The following is a 24,571-nucleotide window of genomic DNA, read 5'->3' as shown; positions in this document are numbered from 1 at the left end:
GCCGCGATAATCCTCGCGTGACTCCTTTGATTCAACGGTGACCCTTCCATGGCAAAGCAACAGGAAGCAACGGATCTGCAGCGTGCGTTAAGCGCCTGTAAGGGTTCGTTTGTATCGGTGGGCTTTTTTAGCATGTTCGTCAATTTGCTCATGCTAGTTCCCCCCATGTACATGCTCCAGGTGTATGACCGCGTGCTTACCACGCAAAGTCTCGATACGCTCATCATGCTGACGCTTGTCGTCATCTTTCTTTTTATGGTGATGGGGGGGCTTGAGCTAGTTCGGTCAAGAATGTTGGTTAGGATAGGGAACCGATTAGATACTACGATTAATCAGCGCCTCTATGGTGCCATGTTTCGCCGTAGTTTAGTTGCTCCAGGGGCTCAAAGTGCTCAGCCGCTAAATGACTTGACCGGTTTACGACAGTTTCTAACTGGGAATGGATTGTTTGCCTTTTTTGACGCCCCTTGGGTGCCCGTTTATCTTGGCATTCTGTTTATTTTTCATCCCTGGCTAGGGGTGTTTGCTACCTGCGCGGGCATTATTCTATTTGCGCTAGCGGTGGCTAATGAAAAATCTACTAAGACCTTACTTGCCGAAGCCAATAGCGAGCAAATTCAAGCACAGAACCTAGCCAACTCTAACCTGCGAAATGCAGAAGTACTGCATGCTATGGGCATGCTGCCCGGCATTATGGGACGCTGGTCAAAGCGCCATCATGAATTCCTTGCTAAACAGTCACAAGCGAGTGACCGTGCAGGCGCTTTGACCAATACGTCTAAAGTAATGCGTTTGCTCTTTCAGTCATTAATTCTTGGGCTAGGTGCGCTTTTAGTGCTCCAAGGGGAGATGACTCCCGGCATGATGATTGCCGGGTCTATTCTAATGGGGCGTGCGCTGGCACCTATTGATCAAATGATCGGTGGCTGGAAAGGCTTTGTAGCTGCACGTGGCTCGTATAGCCGATTAAACGAGCTACTGACGCAGATACCCGATGAGCAGCGTCATATGTCTCTGCCAGCGCCGAAAGGCATTATCGATGTGGAGAACGTAGCGGCTGCTCCTCCCGGTGCACGTATGGCTACCATCCGAGGTATTAACTTTAGCGTCGCTAAAGGCGAGCATGTTGGCATTATTGGCCCAAGTGCGGCAGGTAAATCAACGCTTGCCCGCGTGCTGTTGGGGATATGGCCAACACAGGTTGGGGACGTACGACTTGATGGTGGTGCGGTTAACCAATACAACCGTGACGAACTTGGCCCCTACATTGGCTATTTGCCACAAGATATCGAACTGTTTGATGGCACCATCAGTGAAAATATTGCCCGTTTTGGGGACATTGACCCTGAAAAAGTGGTTGTTGCGGCCCAAAAAGCGGGTGTTCATGAAATGGTGTTAGAGCTATCCAATGGCTACGACACCGTGATTGCATCTAACAGTGGCGCGCTTTCCGGGGGGCAGCGCCAGCGCCTCGGGCTTGCTCGCGCATTGTATGGCAACCCAGTCCTCGTCGTTCTAGATGAGCCTAACGCTAACTTAGACGATGCTGGTGAAAAAGCGCTGGGCCAAGCTATTGCTCAATTGAAAACAGAAGGTACGACGCTCTTTGTTATTAGCCACCGTACCAGTGTTCTAAAAGGCATGGATAAGCTGTTGGTAATGAAAGAAGGTCAAGTCAGTATGTTCGGTCCTCGTGATCAAGTATTGGCACAATTTGCCAAAAAATCGCGCCCCCAGGTTAGCCAACAAAACGCCACTCGCCTTTCTGCTATTGCAGGCGGTCGTGGAAATGGTAGTGGCAGCGAGGAAACGACATGAGCCAGCAGAAAGACAAGGTTCCAGCTAATAGGGAAATTGATGTAACGCCCCAAGGCCCGGTTACCCTAGATGGCGAGGCACAAGAGGCATTGCCAACGAGTGATAAAGGTTATCGAAAACTAGGTTATGCCATTTTGGGCATTGCACTAGGGGGGTTCGTTCTTTGGTCTGTGACGGCTTCGCTGGCCGTCGCCGTTGTTGCGCCTGGCAACGTTTCCATGGAGTCTTTCAAGCGTTCGGTACAGCATCTTGAAGGTGGTATCGTACGTGAACTGCTTGTCGAAGACGGCGCTAAGGTGGAAGCTGGGCAGCCGTTGGTGATCTTGAGCGATACCCAGGTGCGTTCACAGCTAGAAATTGCCCAATCGCAATATTTTATCAACCGTGCAATGGAAGTACGTTTGTTAGCTGAGCAGCAGGGCGCAGAAATGCTTGAGATGCCCGAAGAGCTGATGTCGGTTGATAATGCGAGAATCCAGCAGATCACTGCTGTTCAGCAAAGCCTCTTTGCTGCTCGTCGTCAATCGTTGCAAGGCACGATGGATGCGATGGATCAGCAAATTATTCAAATGCAAGAGCAAATTGATGGGCTTGAGTCACGTATTCATGTTAACAATCAGCGTATTCGTTCGTTACGCTCTGAAGCAGAAGACTTCCGTTCGCTCTACCGCGAAGGGTTGGGCGATAATCAACGCCTACGTGAACTTGAGCGACAAGTGCTGCAGTACGAAGGTGATAACGCGGAGTTTCAAGCTAATATTGCTCAGTTGCGCTCAAGAATCAGCGAAAGTCGCCTGAAAAAAGAGACTACCCTGCAAGAGTTTCAAGCCGAGGTGGGTGAGCTACTGCGAGATGCGCAGACGCAAATAGCTGAGGCAGAGGAGCGCATTACTTCGTTAACAGACCAAGTAAACCGGACCGTTATTCACTCGCCTGCTTCCGGCACCGTGGTTGGGCGCAAGATACACACTATTGGCGCAGTCGTTCGCCCTGGTGACACCATTATGGAAGTTGTGCCCTCTAACGATGGTTTTGTGGTGGAAGCGCGTATACCTAGTCGCGATATCGACAATCTTTATATAGGCCAACTTGCTGAAATTCGTTTTTCTGCCTTCAATCAGCGCTTAACAAACGTTATTGATGGCGAAATTATTCATCTTAGTGCCGATAGTTTTGAAGATGAAGCGACTGGTCAGCGCTATTACAAAGCCCGTATTAGAGTAACGGAAGATGGGCGGCAGGATATGACGGAGCAAATGCAGCTGTTATCCGGTATGCCTGCAGAAGTTATGATTCGGACAGGCGAGCGTACATTTGCCAGCTATATTGCGAAACCAATTGCCGATATGTTAGCTCGCGCTATCCGGGAGGATTAATGATACGGACGCCACATTTTACTCTTAGTGCGCTTGCACTTACTGTCACGCTGTTAAGTCAGTCTGCATTATCGCAGAGCGATATACCTGCTGATCAGCAGGCTCTTACTGAATTAGAAGCGCTTGCTAATAGCGAAGCAGCTTCCCTAGCGTTGCCCTCATTGCCTGATCTTTTTTCCAGGGCTCTACGCCATGACGCAGACCTTTCACGTCAGCGTCATGAGTTAGATGCCACTCGCGAAGAAGTGCCGATGGCCCGTTCGCAACTTCTGCCACAGGTCACAGCGTCCGGGGGGTACTTATGGCAAGACTCTACAAATATCCAAACGTCTCCAGATGATTTTGGCCTAGATCAGCCTGCCCAGCGTCCAGGTGAAATTGATGAGACTTATTATCAAATTCAACTGCAGCAGCCGCTTTTCAGCTTGGAGCGCTGGCGCAAGATGGATATTGCCAACGCCCAAGTAAGTTCTGCTGAGCTTCAATTGGCTGTGGTTGAGCAAGAGCTAGCATTGCAAGTTAGTGAGGCCTATATAAAAGCTTATTTAGCGTCGCAGCGATTAGGTTTGTTAGAGTCTCAACAAGATTCCCTTGAACTACAGGTGCGCCAAGCAAGTCGTGCATTTGATCTAGGTGTTGGCAATCGGGTCGACTTATTGGAGGCTCAATCTAGGTACGATCAGGCTGTCTCTGACGCAGTTGAAGCTGAAAATGAGTTAGACAATGCGCTTAGCGAATTGGAACGCCTGACGGGTGTAATGCCAAGGTTTCAAAGTTCAGCGCCTGGTGAGTTGACCACTGTTACTCTCAATGGCGATATTGGTAGTCCCGACGAATGGATTCCGCGCACTGGCCAAAACCTAAAAGTCTTATTAGCCCAGCAAGAGCAGCAAGTTGCGCAAGCTGATACAAGCGCTAGGCGTTCGGGGTATTACCCAGAGTTAAATCTAAACCTTAGCTATTCTGACCGAGTCAGCGACGATGAACTAAGGGAGAGCGAAGATTATCGCGCGGGCGTAGAGCTGAGCGTGCCGATTTATCGCGGTGGTTATACCAACGCTAGTGTTCGGCAAGGTGAAAAACGCATTGAAGCGGGTCTGGCTGCTGTCGACAATGAGCGTAATCTTGCCATCCAGGAAGTGCGTAAGCGTATAAGAGCCTTAAATGGCGGAGAGCGCCGTTTGCAAGCGCTCAACCAATCAATTGAATCAAGTCAGCTATTTCTGGACGCTGCTGAACGTGGCGAACAGCTTGGCCTTCGGGATCTAGTCGATGTGCTGGATGCTCGGGCCAGCTTATACGACCAGCGTATAAAATACGTTGACACTGTTGGTAACTACGCTTTGGATATGATCTCTCTGCATATCGCAGTGGGTAGCTTAGAAAGCGACGATCTTAATCGCATTATGTCGCTACTGGCCTCGTTGTCCACTTCATCGCAGGTAGCGCGGTAGTCAGTAACTATGGCCGTTATTAAAACAAACCAGGGTAGCGAATGGTTACGGCGCGCTATGCGTTGTTTCGATGCGGCAATCGCCACGTTAGTGGCATTGGTTGCCTTTTGGTTAATGCCGGATATCGACTCCGACGGCAATGATTATCTTTTTTTAATACTTATTGGCAGTCTATTGCTGCCAGCAGTAGGCGAGCTAATTGGACTCTACCAGCCATGGCGTGGCCGCAGCCTATACACCATGCTCGGCATTTATGCGGTTACATGGCTTGCCACGATTGGTTTGCTTAGCTTATTGCTAGTTGCCATACAGGGCACGCAAAGTTTTTCGCGCTTGTGGATGGGGGGGGCATCACTGGCCGTGCTGTTAACCGGCAGTCTGATGCGTACTTTTTTATACAGCTATTTAAAGCGTCTACGTGCCAAAGGGCACAACTTAAAGCGTGTCCTGTTAATTGGTAAACAGGCCAATGTTGTGCGGCTTGAAAAGAGAGTCGTGGATACTCCCCAAGCTGGCTATATCGTCGTTGGTCACTATATCGACGAAGACGATGCGACCTTCTTTCATGAAATGGCAGATTTTGCGAAAGCCAATGTTTTTCAGCGTGAGTTTGATGAAATATGGCTGGGCTATCCGCTCGTTCAGGGAAACCGTGTTCGTCATCTAATGCGCCTACTGGCAGGTATTCCTACTAGCATTCGTTTTTTCCCTGATTTGCCCGACATTCGCCTACTTAATCATCGTATTACCCAAGTGGCAGGGCTTTACTCGCTAGAGCTAAATTACACGCCTCTCAATGGACCCATGCGTTTTGTGAAGGCGCTTGAAGATCGTGTGTTGGGGCTTGTTCTCTTTTTGGTATTTAGTCCCGTCATGTTAGCCATTGCTCTGGCAATCCGTTGGAAGATGGGCGGGCCTGTACTGTTTAAGCAGGAGCGGCATGGGTTAGACGGTAAGCGTTTCAAAATTTATAAATTCAGGACCATGCGTCTACATGAAGACAACAAAACTCAGCAAGCTGCCTATGGGGATGACCGTATAACCCCTATCGGGCATTTTTTACGACGTACCAGCCTAGATGAACTTCCTCAGCTCTACAATGTGCTGCAGGGGCGTATGTCGCTTGTTGGGCCACGTCCCCATGCGATGGACCATAATGATCATTATAAAGATCATATTGATATCTATATGCAACGGCACCGTGTAAAGCCAGGTATGACAGGTTGGGCTCAGGTGAGCGGTCTGCGTGGTATCACCGAAGACGTTAAGCTAATGGAAAAGCGTGTGGAATATGATTTGTATTATATAGAACGCTGGTCATTGGGGTTTGATCTTAAAATACTGATTATGACGCTGACACGTGGTTTTATTAATGGTCAGCCCTAATTAAGTCAGCCTGAGCGTTTGTGCACCATTAATGGTTCATAATTTTGCAGCCTTGTTTAACGATAGGCTGCACAAATAGTTAATGATATTGAGGCGGGATGGTTAGCGCTAACCACTGGCTTATCTCAAGGAGGAAAGATGATATTACCTGTGATTTTGTCTGGAGGCTCAGGTTCGCGTTTGTGGCCCGTCTCACGCGAACACTATCCCAAGCAGTTTCTAAACCTGCATAAACAAGACGTTAGCTTGCTGCAGGAAGCAGCCTTAAGGCTCAATGATGTCTCAGGTGCGGGCGAGCCTATTATTGTATGTAACGAAGAGCATCGATTTTTAGTCGCCGAGCAAATGCAACAACTTGGGTTTGAGAAAAGTAAGATTATTCTTGAGCCGATTGGTCGCAACACCGCCCCCGCACTAGCTCTGGCGGCGCTTGCTGCAGTTGAAGCCAACCCAGAAGTTGAGCTGCTGGTGATGCCTGCTGATCACGTTATCAAGGATACTCAGGCGTTTGCCGAGGCTGTAAAAAAAGGCCAAGTACTGAGTCAGCAAGATAAGTTGGTTACATTTGGCATCACTCCCACGACGCCTCACACCGGCTATGGTTATATTAAGCGTGGCGAGGGGCTTGGCGAGGGGTTCTCAGTTGCCGCATTTGTCGAAAAACCTGATGCAGCAGTTGCTGAAGCTTATTTAGCTAGCGGTGACTATTTATGGAACAGTGGTATCTTTTTATTCAAAGCCAGCTGCTATTTAGAAGCGCTTAAGACTCATGCGCCCGACATTTTGGCTAATTGTCAGGCGGCGTATCAGCAGCGGTCCGAAGATATGGATTTCTTGCGCATTTCCGAAGAAGCCTTTGAGCAGTGCCGTAGTGAATCTATTGACTATGCCGTTATGGAGCATACCCGTCAGGCGGCGGTAGTGCCGATGTCGCCCGGCTGGAGTGATGTTGGCGCTTGGGACGCATTGCACGCGTTGCGTTCAAGCGAAGATAAGGAAAATGGCAACGCCATTCATGGCGATGTAATGCTCCATCAAACGCAAAATAGTTTGGTGTACAGCGAGTCTCGCTTAGTGGCTGCTGTGGGCGTTAATAACCTGATTATTGTAGAGACAGATGACGCCGTATTGGTTGCCGATCGCCGCCAAGCGCAAGATACCAAGCTTATCGTCAATGCTTTAAAAGCGGCAGGTCGCAAAGAGTCCCAATCGCACCAGCAGGTATATCGACCATGGGGGCATTATCGCACTATGGTGTTGACTGACAGCTTCCAGGTAAAAGAAATTGTTGTGGTTCCTGGGGGGAAGCTGTCTTTGCAAATGCATCACCATCGCGCAGAGCATTGGGTTGTGGTGCAAGGTACTGCTAGGGTTACGCAGGGCGAGGGGCATGGTGACCTTTCCGATCTGCGTAGTTTCCTGCTCTCCGAAGATGAGTCCACCTATATCCCGCTGGGCACCGTTCACCGTTTGGAAAATCCAGGCGTTATTCCTCTGAAACTTATCGAAGTGCAAACCGGGTCTTACTTGGGAGAAGACGATATTGTGCGTTACAACGATAAGTATGGGCGCGAATAAACTGAAAGGCGGTCAATCAATCAGTTCTGTTTTTTACGCACATTAATTACCGCTGTGTTTGTCTTATCTTCTGGAGCTAACGCCATGCTTACTTTAAGCTATGGCGCTTTATTTCGTTCAATAGAAAAGGCCAGTCATCATGCAAGTAGGCCCTATGCTACGTTTTCAGCACCTGCGAGTTGCGATTGTGCACGACTGGCTGGTGGTTAACGGTGGTGCCGAAAAAGTGCTAAAAGGGTTGGCGGAGGTCTTCCCACAAGCAGAAATATTGACACTGGTACACACGCTTAATCACGACAGTGCTCCTTGGCTAACAAAGCACCGTATTCATACTAGTGGCTTGCAACGTCTGCCGTTTATTAAGCGCATTTATCGGCACTGTTTACCGCTGATGCCTTACGCCGTAGAGCAACTTGACCTACGTGGCTTTGACTTGGTGATCTCCTCTAGCCATGCGGTAGCTAAGGGAGTGATTACTCATCCTGGGCAGATTCATTTATGTTATTGCCACACGCCTATGCGCTATGCCTGGGATATGAAGGAAGCTTACCTGGAAGATGCGCATTTCCGTTTGCCGGGAATGAACTTCTATGTGCGTAGAACGCTCAAGCGTCTGCGCCAGTGGGATTATTTTACGGCCACGCAAGTAGATGCTTTTTTTGCTAACTCGCAGAATGTCGCGCAGCGTATTGCTAAGTATTATCGCCGTGAGTCAGACGTGCTTTACCCTCCGGTGGATACCGATAGCTTTGCTCTCTATACCGGACCGCGAGAGCCTTATTATCTAGCGGCATCGCGGTTGGTGCCGTATAAGCGCATGGATTTGATCGTACAGGCATTTGCTCAGGACCCAATGAAGCGTCCATTGAAAGTGGTTGGTGACGGACCAGAGCTCAAGCGTTTAGCGCGACTCGCAGAAGGCCACGAAAATATTGAGCTGCTGGGCTATCTGCAAGGTGAGAAGCTGCATCATCTTATGCAGCGCGCTAAAGCCTTTGTATTTGCCGCTGATGAAGACTTCGGCATTGTACCCTTAGAGGCTCAAGCCTGTGGCACGCCTGTTATTGCGTTTGGAGATGGTGGCGCGCTGGAAACTGTCAAAGGGTTGGAGCACAACGAGGATGCCACGGGTATCCACTTTGCCGAGCAAACGACAGCTAGCCTGGGGCAAGCGATTGAAATATTCGAAAAGTGCGATTTTTCACCGGCTGCTTGTCGCCGCCATGCCGAGCAGTTTAGTAACGCCTGCTTTACTCAGCGTTTAACAATGCTGGTGGATGAAAAGTTAAGCGCAATGTCGACAAAAAAGCACTGAAACGTATCCAGTGAACGATTTGAATGCACAAGGAGCGACGCGTGATCAAGGCTGCCATCAAACAGCGACTGCGCATTATCATAAAGAAGCTGATCAGCTACCCGACGTTTAAGTGGTTAGGGCAGCGTTTGCTGAGCCCATTTCCAAGATTAAGAGGGTGGGTCATTCGATTGGTGCAGGCGGGCCAGTATAGCGACCTTGCAGTGTCAACCCGAATCGAAGGTTATGGAGAGCGTCAGCAGCGGTTGATGGATGGCCTTGAGCGGCGCAGGAAGCAAGCCACTCATGAATAATGTCACGCTTTATATTGCCGATGCTCGTCATACAACGCGATTCACCCGGCTGGAAGATTGGTTGGCTGCGTTCTCGGATGCGTTCATGCAGGATGGCTCTGCAAACATCGCTGATGCTCATGTGCTGCTGCTTGGTTTTGATCAGACTGCTCTGATAGATTGCCATCGGCATCTATTTAAGCTTGGCATTGCGCCAAGGCGCTGTCATGCCTTGCTACGTGAGCAAGAGGACGTATTGGCGTCAGTCAGTGACGCTTTGGTGGATATTGTCGTGCAGCATATGGCGAATGCCATGAATCCCGCCGCCATCGTCAATATTGCCAGCGGCGAAACATTAACGGCTGCTTCTCCAGTTCCTCCGCCAACTACTGCGGCTAAGCCTACACTGGCATTTGTGTCACCCTTACCGCCGCAGGCTACTGGCATTGCCAATTATAGCGCGGAACTCCTACCGTATTTAGCGCCTCATTTCACACTTACGTTGGTGGTTGACCAGCCTGAGCTTGATGTTGAGCTGAGTCGTGCATTTGAGTGTATCGATCCAGCTACCTTTAGTCAGCGTGCCAGCGAGTTTGATTACACCGTCTACCAAATAGGTAATTCGCTTTATCACGCTTACCAGTTTGGTTTGCTGCAACGCCACCCGGGTATTGTCGTACTTCACGACTACTTTCTGTTTGATGCTGTTTGGTGGCTTAATGAAAGCGGACTGAAGCCTAATGCATTGCTCCAGCAACTCTACATTGATCACGGTTATCCGGCGTTACTTGCCCATGCCGAAGCAGCGCAAGATGCCCGAGGTGCCGAGCAGTTCCCGGTGAATGGTTTGGTCACTCATCAGGCTGGCGGGATGATCTATCATTCCGCTTTCGCACGTTCTCTGGCCGATCGCTGGCAGTTGGGGCAGCTGGCACCCACTTACTTGGTTCCCCATCTACGTCAGTTACCGATGCCGTTTGATAAGCAAGCAACACGTAAGGCATTAGGAATAGCTGTTGACGAGCGAGTCATCGCTAGCTTTGGGGGAGTTAATCCCAAAAAGCTGACACACGTGTTGTTAGATGCTTTTCTGGGTGATGCTGATGCACAAGCGCTTCCTGTGGCTAGTGCAACAGGACGCTCCGTACGGTTGGTGCTGGTCGGTGCTCAACATAGTGGTGAATATGGGCATGCGTTGGCGCGTCGACTTAAGCAACACCCCAATGGTCACCAAGTGACTGTTACCGGCTATGCTTCTCGCGAAGAGTATCAGCACTGGTTGCAGGCAGCCGATATTGCCGTCCAGCTACGCACGCAATCTCGAGGTGAGACCTCGGGAGCTATTTTTGATGCTATGGCCCATGGCGTTGCGGTAATTGCTAATGCTCATGGTAGCAGTGCAGAACTACCTGAGCAGTGTATTTGGCAATTAGCTGATGGAGCTGGAGAGCAGTTGGTCACGCCGCTGCGAGAAGCGCTTTGCCAACTGTGTTCTCATGACGATGAACGTGAGCTCCTGGGTCAGGCAGGGCGCGACTACGTGGCGACAACTTTGGCGCCAGAGACGGTGGCTGAGCAATATCGGCAGGCGATTATAGATGCGCCATTAGTAGCACCTCGTTACCGTTATGAGCGCTTTCTGGATCAGTTGGCGGCACATGCGCCGCTGAACGCGGCACTACAAACACCTGAAACGGCTAAGCAACTGACTCGGGTACTGAGCGATGTAGATGTTACCCCCGATGAATGTACGCCAAGGCTGTTGTTTGATGTCAGTACGATCGCTTGGGAAGATTTAAAAACAGGCATCGAGCGTGTCACGCGGCGTATTGCTGACCATCTTCTACGTCATCCTCCCGCTGGCTGGAGGGTTGAGCTGATTCGCTGGGGGGGAGACGATTTTTATCTCGCACGTGGCTTCGCGAGTGAGCAACTAGGCCTTACGCCCCCAGGTCCTGACGTACCTATTGAAGCGCGTCCCGGAGATCGCTACGTAACGCTTGAATGGGCGCCGCCATTGTTAAAGCAGGCGGGGCATGTGATGCGTCGGATGCGTGCCTCCGGCGTCAGGTTCTATTTTACTGTTCATGATTTACTGCCGTTATCCCTGCCAGAGTGTTTTCCTGAACATATTCCGGCCACTATGAATGAGTGGTTTGCTTCTATAAGTGAGCTGGCGGATGGCATTACCTGCGTATCACGGCATGTTGCTGATGTAGTCGAAGCTGAGTTGGATCAGCGGGAAACTGCTAAAGAACACCGGCCCTGGGTTCAACATTTTCATCTTGGCGCTGATTTTAAGTCTCCTGCAAATAGCGCTGATGCAGCGTTAAGCAAAGTCGAGCGCCAGTGGCTTGAGCCGTTAGCGCAATGCCAGGGCGCTACCTTGCTGATGGTTGGCACGATTGAGCCACGTAAAGGCCATCGTCAGGTGCTGGACGCACTGGAGCAGTGTTGGTCTGATGGTGCCGATATCAATCTGGTGATCGTTGGTAAGCAAGGTTGGCAGGTCGGTGATTTGATCCGCCGTATTAAGCAGCATCCGCGGCGAAACACACAGTTATTCTGGGCTCAGGGTGCCAGTGATACGCTGTTGGAGACTCTTTACCGGCGCAGTGATGTGCTGGTGGCCGCGTCCTATGGGGAAGGGTTTGGTCTTCCACTGATCGAGGCGGCTCATCATGGCATCGCTATCCTCGCTCGAGATATCCCCGTCTTTCGTGAAGTGGCAGGCAAGTACGCCACATACTTTAATGCGGATACGCCGCAAGCGTTGGCTCAAGCACTTCAGGACTGGGTTCGGGACTGGCAAGCTAATCAGGTGGCAGGATCTGATGGTATGCCGTGCCTTGACTGGCAGCAAAGTAGCCAGCAATGGCTGGCGGCAGTGCTAAGCGACCATTTTTGCTAAATGATGCTAATTACTCTTCGAAGTTGATGATCCACCAAAGGAGCCATGTTCATGGCATTGCTTGGTAACAGCAAGCCACGCTTAGCGCTGGCGCAGCGACTGCGTCAAACCCTGAGCTGGTGGCGGCAGCACTTGCCGTTGATTATCCTGCTGACGCGTCAGGAGTTGGTAGACCGCCATAAAGGCTCAGTGCTAGGCCGGATATGGACGCTGCTTTCACCGCTGATTAATATCCTGGTGTTTGTGCTGATCTTCTCGGCCATTATGGGGGCGCGGCTTGAAGGCTTCGGCGCTGAAGTCGAGCGGTTTACCTATAGCATCTATCTGATCAGCGGCATTCTCGCCTGGACGGCCTTTGCGAAAAGTTTAAGTGCTATCACCAATCTGTTTATTGAACGGGCGGGGATGATCACCAAAGTCAATACCTCGCTAGCGGCGTTGCCACTCTCGGTACTGTTTGCTGAATTAGTGGTATATCTGATCAGCATGATCTTTTTTGCGATATTTTTGTTGATGATCGGGTTTTCTATTGACTGGCACTGGTTAGGGATACCCTTTGTGCTGGCCCTGCAGCTGGGCTTTACCTATGCTCTGGGATTTTTGTTGGCCATTCTAGCCGTTTATCTGAAGGATATTCGTGAAGGTGTCGCAGTGCTGTTACCCGTTTGGTTCTGGCTGACACCGATCGTATATGTTGACGATATTATTCCAGCTTGGGCACTGGGGTTGATTAGCCTTAATCCGATGTTTCAGTTTATTGACGCCTATCGTGAGCTGATACTGTATCAACGCCTGCCAAGCGTTGCAGGGTTGGCGACAATGCTGGTGATAACCCTTGGATTGATGTATGCCGCCTTCTGGTTGCTTAAACGCACCGAACGGGATTTGCGCGATTCGTTGTAATAAAAGTACAGCGCACATTGTTAGCGTTCAGCGCCTCAGGAGATGACTGTGATAGTTGTTAAAGATTTGCATAAATCCTTCAAGCTGTTCACCTCGCCACGTGAGCGTTTGAAAGAAGCCCTGACAGGCAAAAATTATCACACTCAGCATATCGCGCTGGATGGCGTCAGCTTCGAAGTTGCTGCAGGTGAAGTGCTGGGTGTTCTAGGTCGCAATGGTGCCGGCAAGTCCACGTTGCTGAAGCTGCTTACTGGTGTGCTGATGCCCGATGCCGGCAGTCTGCATATCGATGGCCGTGTCACGGGACTGTTAGAGCTAGGGACGGGGTTCAATCCAGAACTTAGTGGCATCGATAACATCACGATTAATGCCTTAATGCTGGGTATGAGCCACGCGGATATTGAGCGCCATCGAGACGCAATTATTGAATTTTGCGAGCTGGGTGACTATATCCATGAGCCGTTGCGCACTTACTCCTCGGGCATGGCCATGCGGCTTGGGTTTGCTATTGCGATTCACGCTGACCCCGCCTGCTTTCTGGTGGATGAAGCGCTTTCAGTGGGGGACGGCTATTTTCAGCAAAAATGCATTCAGCGTATTCGTCAGTTTAAGCAGGAAGGTGGGGCGATTCTGTTTGTCTCCCACGATCTTAATGCCGTGAAAGTGCTGTGTGATCGGGCGATTGTGCTTGAAGGAGGGCGTCTAATTTATGACGGAGACTCTGAAGGCGCCGTTAATCACTACAATCGCATTATGGCCGAACAGGCTGAGGGCGATGATTTACGTGATGGGGAATCCGGTGCTTTTGGTACCCAAGAAGTGTTGGTAACCCATTGCCATGTTCAGGGGCAAGATAGTCAAAGCCCGATGATTGCGAGTGGCGAAGTTTTAGAGATTCATTTACGTCTCAAAGCAAATGCTACGCTCGATGATGTCGCTCTAGGTGTACTGCTGCGTGACCGTTACGGGCAGGATGTGTTTGGCCAGAATACCCATCAACACAAGATTGTGTTCTCTGTGGTAGAAGGCGAAGAGCGCGAGGTTGTGGTACGTATTAAGGCGGATATTGCGCCAGGTAAGTACACCCTTTCTGCAGCACTACATTCCAGTGACCACCATTTGGATGATTGTTACTGGTGGCATGACAGCCTTGACACCTTTGAAGTGGCAGGCTATCGCTACAGCAAGTTTTCGGGTTTCTGTCGATTAGACTGCTCTTTTGATATGGGGCCCTTGGTATGACAGACCCTGAGCGCGACATAGATGCTCTGATCAAGCAGCTCAAAGATGAATCGATGCTAGTGGATACACAGAATTCACTGGCCATCGAGAGTTGGTTCACGCTATGGCAAAAGCGCCTTGTGCCTATTTTTAAACTGTCACGCCATCGACTTTATGAACCACTGCAGCCGCGCCTGGCTGAGCTGATGAGTGCGCATCTTGATGATGAAGTGTTTGTAGATCGTGCTTACATCTTTCTGATTGGGCGCTCATCAGACCAACAAGGTGCTGCCTACTATCAGCAGATGGCTGCCTGTGAAGGACGAATTTCCACGCTGATTGAATTGCTGGAGTCTGGTGAGGCGCAAGAGTATGCCAAGCAGCAACGGTTAAAGTTGCCTGGTCATTTACTTAGGCTGTGTGGTTTGCGGCAGCGTCTCGTTTGTCTTCCAGGTATAGGGCGCGGGGCTTGGCGATTGGTAGCGAGGCTAGTGTGGCGCCATTATGAACAGCGCTGGCGTGAAGCAGGTGAGTACTATGACATTCTCGCCCATTATGGAAAGCGTCAGGAGGAGCATCGAGCGCTTGCCATGACTCTAGCAGAAATGGCGAATGTTCAGCAGCGTATCGTGGCACAGATAAATGCTGCGTCGTATGACCAATCATCAGGTAGTGCTCAATTTGCTAAATGGCTAACTGCTGAACAAGCGGTTGCGATGATGGATATGCTGAAGCGCGCTGAGCAGGAGTTGAGCAATAACGAGGAGAAAACGCCATGAAGGTTTTGGTGACGGCCAACCATACTCCTTTTATTGCGGGCGGTGCCAACTATCACGTAGACGGGTTAGTCGCGGCGCTGAGACTCTATGGCCATCAAGTGGAGTGCCTACGCCTGCCATTTCACTACGAGGAAGCCCAAATTGAACGTCAGATGATGTTCGCCGAACAGTTAGATCTCAGTGCGCCAAACGATGTGGCGGTTGATCGTGTAATCAGCCTGCAGTTTCCTACCTACGGTGTGCAGCATCCCGAGCATGTTATCTGGTTGATGCATCAGCACCGTGTTTGTTATGAGCTCTATAACCCCTCACAAGCAAGTGCTGCCTTGACAGCCTTAAAGCCGCAGGTGGAAGCATTTGATCAGCGCCACCTTGGTGCTGCCAAGCGTTTGTATGCTAATTCGCCTCGTGTAGCTGAGCGTCTAAGTCACTACAACGGTTTGTCCGCAGTGCCGCTTTATCACCCACCTTATCAGGCAGAGCAGTTTGTCTGTGGTGACGATTGGGGGTACGTATTTTATCCAAGTCGCCTAGAGCCGTTAAAGCGCCAGTCGCTGTTAATAGATGCCTTAGCGTTGACGAAAACGCCTGTGACATTATTGCTAGCGGGAGAGGGGAGTCAGCGACGCCAGCTGGAAACTCAGATAGATAAGTTAGAGCTGAGCAACCGAGTGCGTTTTTTAGGGCATATTTCTGAGCAGGAAAAACTCACTTTGTATGCGCACTCATTGGCTGTGGCGTTCCCTACTTTCGATGAGGATTATGGCTATATCACTCTGGAAGCCATGCTGGCTTCGAAGCCCGTCATTACCTGCACAGATAGCGGTGGTCCTACAGGATTTGTTGAGCATGGAGTAACGGGGTGGCATTGTGAGCCAAGTCCTCAAGCGTTAGCTGACGTGTTAGATGAAGCCTATACTCATCGTGCTATGGCTAAGCGGATGGGAGACCAAGGTCGTGAAGCCTACCAAGCGGCAAACATTTCATGGCATCATGTTGTCACAACGTTAGTCTATGATGAATAGAAACAGTGGTTCCTGTTGTGCTTATTTAAAGGTCTATCAAAATCAGTAATCTACCTGGGGAAGCCTGCTTTTAAAGCGTTGCTAGCGATTTCTTACTAGTGTGTTCCTCTTGCCACAGCGGGCATCATGCCCATCTAGTATTGCAAGAGTTGCTCGCATCGCTTTATACTGATTATTAGCGACCAGTGTTCGAAAACGTGAGATTTCGAAAATTTACTTCATGGAAAGGTTCTGACACCGCTGGCTCAATGGTAGCGCGAAAACTTTTAGTGCTTCGGCCTAAGGTAAGTTTTGACATTGAGTACGTACTTTGTAATTTGTAAGTAGCTTGTGGAGTTCTTGCTACCGTCGCAGAGAGATTGACTTATCTTGGTACGTGACATTACATTAGGCGTGTTCCAGCTACTGTTATGTAGTGTAAGAGTATCAGCAGTATAGGTTTGAACCGCCCCGGCTTTACCGGAGACTTCATATCTTGAGAGGATGAAGTCATGAACTCACCAAAACGATATTCCCCGGAATTGCGGGAACGGGCTGTTCGTTTAGTTATTGAACAGCAAGGCGAATACCCGTCCAAGTGGGCGGCGATCTGCTCCATTGCCAGCAAGTTCGGTTGTACACCAGAGACTTTGAGAGCCTGGTGCAAACGCACAGAACTCACGCAGGAAAACAGCTCGGTTAACCTGTCTGAACATGAACGACTCAAGCAGCTAGAGCGTGAAAACACCGAATTGAAGCGGGCCAATGAAATCCTCCGTAAGGCGGCTGCTTTTTTCGCCCAGGCGGAGCTCGACCGCAAACCCAATTGATGGTGTCATTTATCGACGAGCATCGTGCTCAGTTCGGGGTCGAGTCGATTTGTAGCCAACTGCCAATCGCCCCATCGACGTATTACCACCACAAGGCACTTGAAACTGATCCTGAACGGCGGGCAGACCGGTATCGGCAGGATGAGTTTCTTACTGCTGAGATTCAGCGGGTGTGGGAGGAAAACTTCTGCGTCTACGGTGCCCGTAAGGTCTGGCGGCAACTCCGCCGTGAAGGCGTTAATGTTGCTCGTTGCACCGTAGAACGGCTCATGCGCCGCCTTGGAATTCGTGGCGTGGTGAGAGGCCAACGACCCTTCACGACCATCAGTGATCCCGGCCAGAAACGAGCACCTGATTTAGTGAAACGTGACTTTACGGCCATGCGTCCTAATCAGCTTTGGGTGGCCGATTTTACCTATGTCGCTACCTGGTCTGGCTTCGTTTACGTTGCGTTCGTCATTGATGTTTATGCACGCTGTATTGTGGGTTGGCGTGTAGCGACATCGATGAAAACGGCACTGGTGCTGGACGCTTTGGAGCAAGCTCTGTGGGCACGAAAACACAGGCAAGGGTTGATTCACCATAGTGATAGGGGAAGCCAATATCTCTCGATCCGCTACACCGAGCGTATGGCTGACGAGGGTATCAATGCCTCAGTCGGCACCACCGGCGACTCCTACGACAATGCGCTGGCTGAAACCATCATCGGCTTGTTCAAAACGGAGGTGATCCATCATCGTGGCCCATGGAGGGGACTGGATGCCGTTGAGTATGCCACGCTGGAGTGGGTTGACTGGTTCAACAACCGCCGACTGCTGGAACCCATCGGAAACGTTCCACCAGCAGAACGAGAAAGGACGTATTATCATCAACTGGAAGAGTCGGGTGAAGCTGCCTGACTCAAACAAACCGGTCTCCGGAATAACCGGGGCGGTTCAGTTCGTACCATACGCTGAAACTGCACTATTTGAGGAACCTAGAAATACCTTGAGCGCTCAAGGTGATAAGAGCCGCCTATCGTAGGTGGTATCTTTCTTAAGCAAGGAGACTATAGTCCCATGGCAACACAAGAGAATTTGAACTTGGCTCAACAACTGTATGTAGCTTATTACGGCCGTCCGGCTGACGCAGCTGGCTTGCAGTTTTGGGCAGAAGAAATTGAAGCCAACGGAATTGACGCCGCCATTAGCGCTTTCGGTAACTCTGCTGAGTTCACAGAGCGTTTTGGTGATTTAGACAACGAAGAACTGGTTAACGGTATTTATCAGCAAGCGTTTGGTCGTGATGCTGATGCTGAAGGCCTGGCTTTTTACACCGAAAAGCTTGAGTCTGGTGAATTAGATCTGGCGACTATCGCTCTGACAATCGTTCAGAACGCGACAGATACTGACGCTAAAGATGCCTCTGCGCTGGAAGCAAAAGTAGCAGCAGCAGATAAGTACACTGTGGCAGCTGGCGATAAGCATTCAGGTGAAGCAGCTGATGATTACGCGGCTGAATTCCTGACAACAATCGATGCCGATACCGACGTTGATGCACTGGACTTAGGCCCGGTTGTTGCCGGTATTCCTTCTGACGGTGGCGACGGTGACGGCGACGGCGGCGAACCGTCCGAAACCATCAACATCGACTTCAACAACACAGCTTCTGTTGGCGGTAATGGTTCTTTCATTATCGACGATGAAGGTCGCTTAGTGTTTGTTCCTGGCACCGAAGACGCCGACGGCGGTTACGTTGCCGTTGAAAATGGCACTGGTGGTACTACCGTCAGCGATATTGGCAAAATCGAGTGGGACGAAGCTGGCCAAGTAGTTACCAGCTCTAAAGACTACACTTTCAATCTGGCTGACCAGTTGCACTCAGGTGAGCAGTACAACGGCCTGTTCCTGAGCCCGGTATTGACCGCTGAAGACCGCAGCGCGGATTCCCAGCTGTTTATTGACCTGCTTGACCTGCGTACCGCGCAGACCAACCGTCCGCTGGGTGACCTGCCGGTTAACGGTTTCCGTTTCTCTGTCGGCGGCGAAACAGTTGTTGTGCAGTCTGAAGACATCTTCGCTGCAGAAACTTACCCTGAGCTGCTGACTGCGGTACAAAACGCGATTGCTGCTAGCGACGATCCGCTTCTGGAAGGCTTCCAAGCCACTCTGGGCGGCGAGTTCCGCGCTCAAGATGACCAAGGTGTTCAGGTTTCAGGTACCACCCTGGTACTGACCGACAGCAAAGGTCGTCAGATCGAAAGTGGTAACTTTACCTACAGCGAAGACGCTTCTGCCGGTGGCTTCACCCTGTACGGTGAGCAGAGCACTGAAGCGCCGCAAAGCATTCAGGAGCTGATCGAAACCAATCTGAATCTGGATAACATTGGTTACGGTTCACAAGGCGGCTCCATCAACCTGGTCGGTCAGTCTAACTCCGACAAGGGTATTGAGCAGATGAACGTCACTGCAGACAACACTGTCTGGCTGACGCGTCTGGAGTCTGACTCTGCTGGTCGTGGAAATACCGGTGCTAATGTTGATGGCTCTCAGTTCCTGAAAGAAATCAACCTGGAAGGTAAAGGTTCATTCCTCGTTGGTCAGCAGGATGGCGAAGCTGTTCTTGGTCTAGCTGATCTGGTTGGCGCTGACACAACAGCTTACGGTCTGGTTGACGTTCAGGACTTCAATGGTGGTAGCTATAACGGCGACATCAAGCTGAACGCTATCATCACTGAAGACGTAGTGGCGCGTGATCTGGATGCGATGGACGATGACGTCGATCCGAAGAGCGACAACGCTACCTTCAACTACACCACCGCTGCAGGCGACGACCAGGTTTCTCTGGCGCTTTCTGATGAGCTGATGGCGCGTGAAGATGCTAACGTTGTAGTCGACACTGGTGCCGGTGATGATGTCGTTGAGACATTCATTACTCTTGAAGACTCTATTAGCTTCGACGACTTGGCTGACCTTTCTGATCAGCAGCTGAACGCTAACCTGACCATCGCCACTGGCGAAGGTAACGATGTTGTTCGCACCTGGGGTGCAGGCGATGCCGTTATCGGTACAGGCACAGGTAACGATGTTGTCTATGCTGACAACTCTGGCTACCGTAACGATCGTTGGGAGTTCAACTCCACTGCCGCTGCTGGCGCAATGCCGACAGATGTCTCCAACAGCGATACCTCGCTGTCCGATACTGCTAATGGCGTTAAGCAGACGTTCAGCGTTGACGAAGGTGCTGACATCCAGGTTCGTGTATCCTTTAAAGGCCACGAGACCGTATGGGTTGACGTACCGAGCACCGACGGTGGCAACACTGGCGACACTATCAGCACCCTGCAGGTTAACCAGGCTATCAAAGACGCGGTTAATAACGACCACGTGCTTGCCAACCTGCTGGAAGCATTCGATGGCGATGGCAACATCCTGAACATTGAATCGCTGATCGATGGCAACAACCTTGACGCGCTGGATATCTCCTTCCGCGATCATAACAGCAACACTACCTCTACCGATGGCCTAGCGGCTATCAATGCGCTTTACGGTGAGAAGGTAGATTCTGATGTTGCTGGTCAAACGAATGGCGGAGCTGACAGCGAAGCTGAGAGCGACAACACCATTGACGTTGGTGCTGGCAACGATGTTGTTGTACTGGGTACAGGCGCATTCAGCAATGACACGCTAGTACTGGTCGATCAGTTCGGCAACAACGATATCGTTAACTTCACCGTTGGTGACGTTGATGGTCACGATATCCTTGACTTCACCAGCTATGGTGTTAACCGTGCAACTGTCGGTTCAACTGACTACAACGTTGCTAATGATGAAGTTAACCTCGTGTCTTTCAATGCAGCCGACTTCGATGCGGACACTACCTTCGGTAACCTGAATGCCGATGATATCCGTGACGCGATTGGCAATACTGTCGATAACGGCCGTGTTGATAGCATCGTGATGGTTGAGTCTGGTAACAAGGGCATGTACAAAGTCTTCGATATCAACTCTGCAAACGACTCTACTAGCTACACTGTAGAGCTGGTTGGTACTCTGGACTTCGGTGACTCTCTGGCGCTGGTTGATACCAACATCGCCTAAGCGACACTGCTCAAATGATGGGTGACTACTAAGTAAGTTGGTCACCTGTCATAAGCATCTGTTGTACACATAAGCCCCACTTAGCTTGCTAAGTGGGGCTTACTAATTTGTCTAAATATAAATAGGTAAGCATATGTCACGATATGTACCACTAGATGCTAATCAGCATGCTCAGGGTGGTTGGTTGCCTTATACGGATTATCTTTTTGCCGCTGATCAAACGTTAGTCGCTGTATCATTGGAAGAAGTGCCCCACATTCTGAAGTCGGTTCCCCTTGCATTTCGTGAGGTGGGCGCGGGTCGTTATCAGTTGGTGGCTGTTCAATCATTGACTCAAAACGTTAATCTTTGTGTGGCGCCAAACGGTCGCTGGCTAACGGGATATATTCCGGCGCTGTATCGTGCTTATCCCTTCCGGTTACAACCTAACGAAAACCAGCGCCAGTGGTCGCTTTGTGTTGATATGGATAGTGGTCTCTGGCTAGCAAATGCCGGTGAGCAGGGCAAGCGCTGTTTCAATGACAGTGGCGAGGATTCTGAGACGTTAAAGCAGCTGCGTAGCTTTTTAAACAAAGTGATGCAGGGGCAAGCATTGGCTGCTCGTGCAGTTAATGCGTTGGCAAATGAGCAGCTAATTCAGCCGTGGCCGCTGAAAACACAAGGCGATAATGAACAAGTTCAGCAAGTCGAAGGGCTATATCGCATTGACGAAAAACGGCTTAATGCCCTAGCGCCCGAAGCGTTATCAACGTTGCGTGATGCGGGCGGGCTTAGTCTTGCCTATGCGCAATTGCTATCTCAGCATCGTCTAAATAACCTAGCTGAACTTTATCGCCTACACCACACGGCTGCGCCGAATGTTGAAAGCTTAGATGAGTGGTTTGAGGAGAGTGATGACCTACAACTGAGTTTTGATGATTGATGTTGATTGATTAATTTCTTGCTTTCTGAATTAACGGTTCGATGGGGAGCAATATCTCGCTCATGACGACGTTTTGCCTTTTTTACTGAATAAATTTAGCTTTATAGGGTTGCTGCTTGGCTTTGAAAAAAGATTTTTTACCAAGCGAGTTGAATTCAGTAGAATATGGCGCTTATTTTAAAGGCGACGAGATTGGAGCCTAATGTCTAAAATGCCCAAAAGCGTCGTGCTGGAAGGACGTCGATACCCTACGTGGGTACTGAGTTCGCGTGCGCGTGCTCAGTTGGTGAACCTTCAGCAGGTAGACGCGCATATTGCAGAGCTGCGTGAGCGATTGGCGCATTACTCAATGGCTCGAACGCTTTGCCAGCAGCGTCTGCTAAGTGCACTACCTAAGCCTCTCGGTATACCTGCGGGCCGATGTTATTGGCATACGGTGCCAAGAGAGTGGGTTGAGCTTTCTGATGTGTCATGCCCTTTACACGCTGTACCGGGCGGGCATAGCTATCAGGAAGGTGATACGCTGGTCGTATATATTAAAGGGCTTGGCGTTGTTGGTTGGGGAGAGGTGACGGTTGACAGCTCTTCAGCCTGTCACTTCACTTGGCGTTGTAGAGTGGCGTCAATGGCAAGTGTTATACAGGCTAAAACGCTAAGCCAATTTGCGCTTCGCCATCCCACCAGGCCATCACAACGTCTGCCTAGTGATGCTAACATTGGTCGTTTATTTGAAATGCTGAATTCTCGATCACTTTCCAAGTGATCGGTGATTTTATATATCGTTTTTATGATCGATAAGTAATAGAAAAAATATGGCGATATTGTCGCATTAAATTTTATTTTGATTTATTAAGGAGCTTTTATGGAAAAGCAAGAAGCCAAGACAGTCACTATTGATGGTCAGGAATATAACCTTTCCGATCTCTCTGAAAATGCACGTAATCAACTGACAAATCTTCGTCTTACAGACCAAGAGATTCAGCGCCTTAACCAGCAGCTTGCTATTGCTCAAACAGCTCGCGCTGCCTACGCAAATGCACTCAAAAAAGAGCTGCCAGAGCAGCGCAAGCACTAAACCATAAAGCAGCGTTTTTGTACTGTGCGCAGCACCTCGGCGAGCGCTGTTCCTGGAAGTGGACTATTGATCCAGGAGCAGGGTAATGGCTTAAATGTTCTGCTCGAACAGTGATATAAGAAACTTTATGCGCGTTAGTGGGGTAGGGTGCCGGAGGATACTCAGGCCCCCTATCTTTGCTTGCCCACCTACTTTATTTGCCCCCTATTGCTCCCGACTGTGTGCTATCTAACGATACCATCGTCATGTCTCTTATATTGAGCATGGCTGTGGCATCTTCAGGTGGGTGGTTATGCTACTATTCGTGGTTTCCATATAACCGCTGGGTCGCCTACCTTTATGTTTAGTCGTCTTTTTTTCCTTCTGAGTCACTAAGAAGTGTTACTGGGATTGCGGTGTTTCTAATGGGAGCCTTGGCCCTCATTGTTCCATCGGGTTATTCCATTGGCCCTCTGTTGTTATTACTTGTCAGCATTTCCCTATTGTTTTTGCAAACGCCTTATTCACTCACTTCAAAAGACCGCTGGATAATTCTGACCTTAGTGGTCTACGGAGTTGTTGTGGGGGGGCTGTCCATTATAGATCTAGGCGCTAAGGGCTTTGATCGCCCATTACGCTTTTTGCTAGCCATTCCGGTATTGCTACTCATTTTGCGCTTTCCGCCACGCCAGACATGGTTATGGAGCGGGTTGTCGCTGGGTGCCATAGGAGCAGGTAGCTGGGGGTTATGGCAACGGTTTGGCAATGGAATAGAGCGTGTTGGCGGCTATTTACATCCCATCCAGTTTGGCAATCTAAGCATGTTGATGGGGGTGTTATGTCTAGCAGGTTTAGGTTGGGCGGTACTTCAGCGTCGACGCGCTATTTGGGTGGTTTTACTGTTGCTAGGGGCTTTGCTGGGAATGCTGGGGTCGCTGATGTCAGGTAGCCGTGGTGGTTGGGTGGGTCTGCCTGTCATTGGCTATGTTCTTTATCGTGGTTTTGGCCGTCAGTTACCGTTGGCGTTAAAAGTGAGTGTGGCTGGGCTGGTTGTGACACTGGCTACGTTGGTATTTGTACTGCCTCAGACGGGGGTTCAGCAGCGCGTTAATTCGGCGATTAGCGATATCAGCCTCTATGTTTCAGGCGAGGAGAGCAATACCTCTCTTGGGCTACGTTTTGAAATGTGGCGTGGGGCATCGCAATTAATTATTCAGCGTCCGCTGCTAGGCTGGGGAGAGTCGGGGTATGAAGCGGCGATGCTTAATTTGGGGCAGCAACACAGTATCTCTCCAGTGGCGGCTCAATTTGGCCATGCGCACAATGAATTTATCGATGCGCTGGCTAAGAGAGGGGTAGTGGGGTTGGCTGTGCTTGTAATGCTCTACATGGTGCCGCTTAAAATGTTTGCCTCTGGACTGGTGCACGAGAACCTGCAAATACGAACATTAGCGGTGGCGGGCACGCTGCTTCCGGTTGCGTTCATTGACTTTGGGCTTTCCCAGACCTTTTTAGCCCATAATAGCGGTGCAATGTTTTATGCGTTTTGGTTAGCTGTTATATGGGGATGTTACAGTGCTTACAGTAGAGCATTTCAAGGCTAGAACAATGTTATAAAGCTGAATCGTCTAAACGTCGGTTTATTACCAGCTGTGGCTGGATATAGGCC

Annotated in this window: 18 protein-coding genes and 1 other annotated feature; all 18 genes read left to right on the top strand. The window is 50.2% G+C overall.

Features of this window, described 5'->3' with window-relative positions:
• Positions 1–48: 48 nt before the first annotated feature.
• The 18 genes from NF683_RS21190 (at position 49) to NF683_RS21105 (ending at position 24,506) form a co-directional block, all read left to right on the top strand.
• Entirely contained in the window at positions 49–1,818 is a 1,770-nt protein-coding gene (locus NF683_RS21190; protein WP_089037388.1) for a type I secretion system permease/ATPase, read from the top strand.
• A complete protein-coding gene (locus NF683_RS21185; protein ID WP_253920929.1) occupies positions 1,815–3,194 on the top strand; it encodes an HlyD family type I secretion periplasmic adaptor subunit in 1,380 nt (459 codons plus the stop codon). The genes NF683_RS21190 and NF683_RS21185 overlap by 4 nt, the downstream gene beginning before the upstream one ends.
• A complete protein-coding gene (locus tag NF683_RS21180) occupies positions 3,194–4,648 on the top strand; it encodes a TolC family outer membrane protein (protein WP_253920928.1) in 1,455 nt (484 codons plus the stop codon). The genes NF683_RS21185 and NF683_RS21180 overlap by 1 nt, the downstream gene beginning before the upstream one ends.
• A gap of 9 nt (positions 4,649–4,657) precedes the next feature.
• Positions 4,658–6,034 (top strand): undecaprenyl-phosphate glucose phosphotransferase, encoded by a 1,377-nt coding sequence (locus tag NF683_RS21175; protein ID WP_253920927.1) that lies wholly within the window; start codon positions 4,658–4,660, stop codon positions 6,032–6,034.
• A gap of 138 nt (positions 6,035–6,172) precedes the next feature.
• Positions 6,173–7,612 carry a mannose-1-phosphate guanylyltransferase/mannose-6-phosphate isomerase gene (locus NF683_RS21170; protein ID WP_089037391.1) on the top strand — a complete coding sequence of 480 codons (1,440 nt, stop codon included), beginning with the start codon at positions 6,173–6,175 and terminating at the stop codon, positions 7,610–7,612.
• Between the two features lie 139 nt (positions 7,613–7,751).
• Positions 7,752–8,927 carry a glycosyltransferase gene (locus NF683_RS21165; protein ID WP_253920926.1) on the top strand — a complete coding sequence of 392 codons (1,176 nt, stop codon included), beginning with the start codon at positions 7,752–7,754 and terminating at the stop codon, positions 8,925–8,927.
• A 41-nt stretch (positions 8,928–8,968) separates the two neighbouring features.
• Complete coding sequence (locus NF683_RS21160) at positions 8,969–9,220, top strand: hypothetical protein (protein WP_089037392.1); 252 nt, start codon at positions 8,969–8,971, stop codon at positions 9,218–9,220.
• Positions 9,213–12,110, top strand: a complete 2,898-nt coding sequence (locus tag NF683_RS21155) for a glycosyltransferase (protein ID WP_253920924.1) — start codon at positions 9,213–9,215, stop codon at positions 12,108–12,110. Before NF683_RS21160 ends, NF683_RS21155 begins: the two co-directional genes overlap by 8 nt.
• A gap of 51 nt (positions 12,111–12,161) precedes the next feature.
• Positions 12,162–13,013, top strand: a complete 852-nt coding sequence (locus tag NF683_RS21150) for an ABC transporter permease (protein WP_232471446.1) — start codon at positions 12,162–12,164, stop codon at positions 13,011–13,013.
• A gap of 48 nt (positions 13,014–13,061) precedes the next feature.
• Positions 13,062–14,255, top strand: a complete 1,194-nt coding sequence (locus tag NF683_RS21145; protein WP_089037395.1) for an ABC transporter ATP-binding protein — start codon at positions 13,062–13,064, stop codon at positions 14,253–14,255.
• Positions 14,252–15,013: a DUF4214 domain-containing protein gene (locus NF683_RS21140; protein WP_253920923.1), complete on the top strand. Its 762-nt coding sequence runs from the start codon at positions 14,252–14,254 to the stop codon at positions 15,011–15,013. The genes NF683_RS21145 and NF683_RS21140 overlap by 4 nt, the downstream gene beginning before the upstream one ends.
• Entirely contained in the window at positions 15,010–16,038 is a 1,029-nt protein-coding gene (locus NF683_RS21135; RefSeq protein WP_253920922.1) for a glycosyltransferase family 4 protein, read from the top strand. The genes NF683_RS21140 and NF683_RS21135 overlap by 4 nt, the downstream gene beginning before the upstream one ends.
• Before the next feature lie 491 nt (positions 16,039–16,529).
• Positions 16,530–17,746 (top strand): IS3 family transposase gene (locus NF683_RS21130; protein WP_253920403.1). Its coding sequence is split into 2 segments (ribosomal slippage): positions 16,530–16,815 and positions 16,815–17,746, totalling 1,218 coding nucleotides; the frame shifts between segments, so codons are not numbered across the junction.
• Positions 16,805–16,921, top strand: a sequence feature (AL1L pseudoknot). Its footprint overlaps the gene before it by 117 nt.
• Before the next feature lie 159 nt (positions 17,747–17,905).
• Positions 17,906–20,926 carry a DUF4214 domain-containing protein gene (locus tag NF683_RS21125; RefSeq protein WP_253920921.1) on the top strand — a complete coding sequence of 1,007 codons (3,021 nt, stop codon included), beginning with the start codon at positions 17,906–17,908 and terminating at the stop codon, positions 20,924–20,926.
• Positions 20,927–21,059: 133 nt separating this feature from the next.
• Positions 21,060–21,848 (top strand): SapC family protein, encoded by a 789-nt coding sequence (locus NF683_RS21120; RefSeq protein WP_253920920.1) that lies wholly within the window; start codon positions 21,060–21,062, stop codon positions 21,846–21,848.
• Between the two features lie 202 nt (positions 21,849–22,050).
• Entirely contained in the window at positions 22,051–22,611 is a 561-nt protein-coding gene (locus NF683_RS21115) for a hypothetical protein (protein ID WP_089037400.1), read from the top strand.
• 99 nt (positions 22,612–22,710) lie between these two features.
• Positions 22,711–22,923: a DUF6447 family protein gene (locus NF683_RS21110; RefSeq protein WP_089037401.1), complete on the top strand. Its 213-nt coding sequence runs from the start codon at positions 22,711–22,713 to the stop codon at positions 22,921–22,923.
• A gap of 404 nt (positions 22,924–23,327) precedes the next feature.
• Positions 23,328–24,506: an O-antigen ligase family protein gene (locus tag NF683_RS21105; protein WP_253920919.1), complete on the top strand. Its 1,179-nt coding sequence runs from the start codon at positions 23,328–23,330 to the stop codon at positions 24,504–24,506.
• Positions 24,507–24,571 lie beyond the last annotated feature (65 nt).

Origin of the sequence: Halomonas sp. MS1, from assembly GCF_024182575.1 — a bacterium.
Taxonomy (GTDB): Bacteria; Pseudomonadota; Gammaproteobacteria; order Pseudomonadales; family Halomonadaceae; genus Vreelandella.
This window is presented reverse-complemented; position numbering and strand designations above follow the sequence as displayed.